Genomic DNA, 2,519 nt, shown 5'->3' with positions numbered 1-2,519 from the left:
ATCCGGCAAGGCCTTCTCGATCGTTCTGCGCAAGAATAGTGAGCCGTCGTGGTTCCCGTGCGCGGCCGAAACCCGGCTGCATCTCGAAGCGCTCGAGCGGAAATCAACGGTGATCTGCCTCAACAGCGACGGCTTGCCCTGGAAAGACGAGAAGGCAATGCAGAGCGCGGTGAGCGACTATCTGACGACATTGAAGGATGCTGGGCTGATACGGGAAGGATGCACCCTGCATGGGCTGCGGGTGACTTACGCGGCTGCCATCAGGCGTCAAGGCTTTGACACCGGCATCGTCGCGGATGCGCTCGGAGACCGCTCACGGCGCATGGGTGAGCATTACACCCGGCATGTCGAAAAGGAATTGGGCCGGATGAAAATCTTCAACGGCCAGAACGATAAATGAACATGGATTGCACAACAAAAAAACCGTTGTGCAGAGCTTCCAAAATCGAAATGTCTAAGATACTGAAATCCCTACTGGCGGACGTGGCGAAACTGGTAGACGCAAGGGACTTAAAATCCCTCGGAGAGATCCGTACGGGTTCGACCCCCGTCGTCCGCACCATTTCACGAAATATTCCGACGGCGATCAACTGGAGCTTCGCAGATGTCACTTCCCGAAAAAGCCTTTCCCGTTTCCTGGGATCAGTTTCACCGCGATGCGCGCGCGCTTGCCTGGCGGCTGGCCGACAATGGCGGAACCTGGAAGGCGATCGTCTGCATTACGCGCGGCGGGCTGGTGCCGGCGGCGATCGTCTGCCGCGAGTTGAACATCCGGATGATCGAGACGGTCTGCGTCGCCTCCTACCACGACTATGATTCGCAAGGGCAGATGCAGGTCCTCAAGGGCATTGCCCCGGAACTGACGGCCGATGGCGGCGAAGGCGTGCTCATCATCGACGACCTCACCGACACCGGCAAGACGGCCGCCGTGGTACGCGCCATGCTGCCGAAGGCGCATTTCGCCGCCGTCTACGCCAAGCCGCAGGGGCGGCCGCAGGTCGATACCTTCGTTACCGAGGTCAGCCAGGACACCTGGATCTATTTCCCCTGGGACATGGGCTTTACCTACCAGGAGCCGATCGCCAAGGGGGCCCGCGGCTGACTGCGCCGACGGGTCGCCGCTGGCCGGTTGCATGACGACCGGCTTTCCCGCGCCTTTCCTTGCTGATATGCCTGTGCCTCTATCGTCGGCGCGCTCCCCAGGGGGCCGTCGCCAAGGCAGGAGGAACCGGACGTGATGAGAGGCAAGGCCCTGGTTCCGATGATCGCCGCGGGCCTCTGCATCCTGGCAGCCCTGCCCTCGGTTGCAAGCGATGTGCATATCGGCCCGGTCACGGCCTATGTCGAGACGAATATCCGGCCGTGGATGAATGATTCGCGTATCGTCGAGGAACTGAGGCGCCAGAACAGGCTGAACGCCTATCTGTCGCCGACCGATATCGAGCGCCTGGATGCCACCTGGCGCCAGGAGCGCGCCGGCACGGCCCAGCCTTTGATCGAGACCGTGGCCAAAAGCCCCCTGTCGATATTTCTGAAGGAAAAGCAGGCCGCCTCGAACGGCGCCATCACCGAAATCATGATCATGGACGCAAAGGGGCTCAGCATCGCGCAAAGCGAGGTCAGTTCCGATTACTGGCAGGGCGACGAGCCCAAATGGCAGAAAACCTACCGTGCCGGAAGCGCCAGCCTGTTCGTCGATCGGGCGGAGCGGGATGAATCGACCCAGATGCTGCAATCCCAGGCCAGCATGACGATCACCGATCCCGATACCGGCACGGCGCTGGGGGCGATCACGATCGGCATCAATCTCGGCGCGCTATAGCCTTTTCGCTGGCCGGGGCACAGAATCAGAGCAGCAACACATTTCCACGATCTTGGCTATCGCCGAGGATCGCGATGATGAACGACCTGTGGATTTTTACCCGTAAAATTTTGAAAACCGGCCCGCATCGTCGGGCCAAGCTTCAGGCAAGCCGGCGAAGCGCCTGATTTTGCTGAATTTGGTGTCTGTCCCCGTTTTCCACAGGCGCGGCACACAACATCTGGTGTTCATCAATACGACATGAACCACCCCTTGACGGAATCGGGTTCAATACCGTTAATGGATTTCACGTTGCGGCGGCGGCGGGACCGGAAAGTTACGAGGCCGGTTTGTTTCAGGAAAAATCGTCTGTGTTTCAGGCGCCCCGGTGGATGGTCCGCCGGTCGCGACGGTTATTTTTTGTGATCTCATCGCCCGCCGGATACGTCACATAAAGCTGGCGTAAGGAAGCTGTTGATACTATATTTAGTGTTTGCAGCGAAAATCAGCACAAGATACAGGGAAGCGGAACGCCGTTTCCACAGTTGAACGGACATTAAGAACGGACTGCGCGACCCTCCCCCGCGCGGCTCGGCGGGATAATTTTGGCCGACGCTTTCATGCGGTCGGGCATGTGGCACACAAAGGACACGAGGACGATGCAGATCGAACGCCGCTTCACCAAAGCCGGGCAATCAGCCTATGCCGAGATAGAATT

2 protein-coding genes, 1 tRNA gene and 1 pseudogene are annotated in these 2,519 nt (G+C 59.3%); all 4 read left to right on the top strand.

Going from position 1 to position 2,519, the window contains the following annotated elements:
• A pseudogene (locus VL202_RS09805) lies at window positions 1-400 on the top strand (tyrosine-type recombinase/integrase); the annotation flags it as partial.
• A 77-nt stretch (window positions 401-477) separates the two neighbouring features.
• Window positions 478-562, top strand: a tRNA-Leu gene (locus VL202_RS09800).
• Between the two features lie 42 nt (window positions 563-604).
• Complete coding sequence (gpt, locus tag VL202_RS09795) at window positions 605-1,102, top strand: xanthine phosphoribosyltransferase (RefSeq protein ID WP_056334843.1); 498 nt, start codon at window positions 605-607, stop codon at window positions 1,100-1,102.
• Between the two features lie 135 nt (window positions 1,103-1,237).
• Entirely contained in the window at window positions 1,238-1,822 is a 585-nt protein-coding gene (locus tag VL202_RS09790) for a hypothetical protein (protein WP_244483855.1), read from the top strand.
• Window positions 1,823-2,519: the final 697 nt, after the last annotated feature.

It is taken from the genome of Pararhizobium sp., assembly GCF_035497515.1.
In the GTDB taxonomy this organism is placed as follows: domain Bacteria; phylum Pseudomonadota; class Alphaproteobacteria; order Rhizobiales; family Rhizobiaceae; genus Pararhizobium.
Note: the sequence above shows the minus strand (reverse complement) of the source record. Positions and strands in the feature narration are given on the sequence as shown.

What these genes read in the sequence shown, in the direction of transcription:
- gpt (WP_056334843.1), top strand. Translation starts at nt 605, where the DNA reads ATGTCACTTCCCGAAAAAGCCTTTCCCGTTTCCTGGGATCAGTTTCAC.
- VL202_RS09790 (WP_244483855.1), top strand. Translation starts at nt 1,238, where the DNA reads ATGAGAGGCAAGGCCCTGGTTCCGATGATCGCCGCGGGCCTCTGCATC.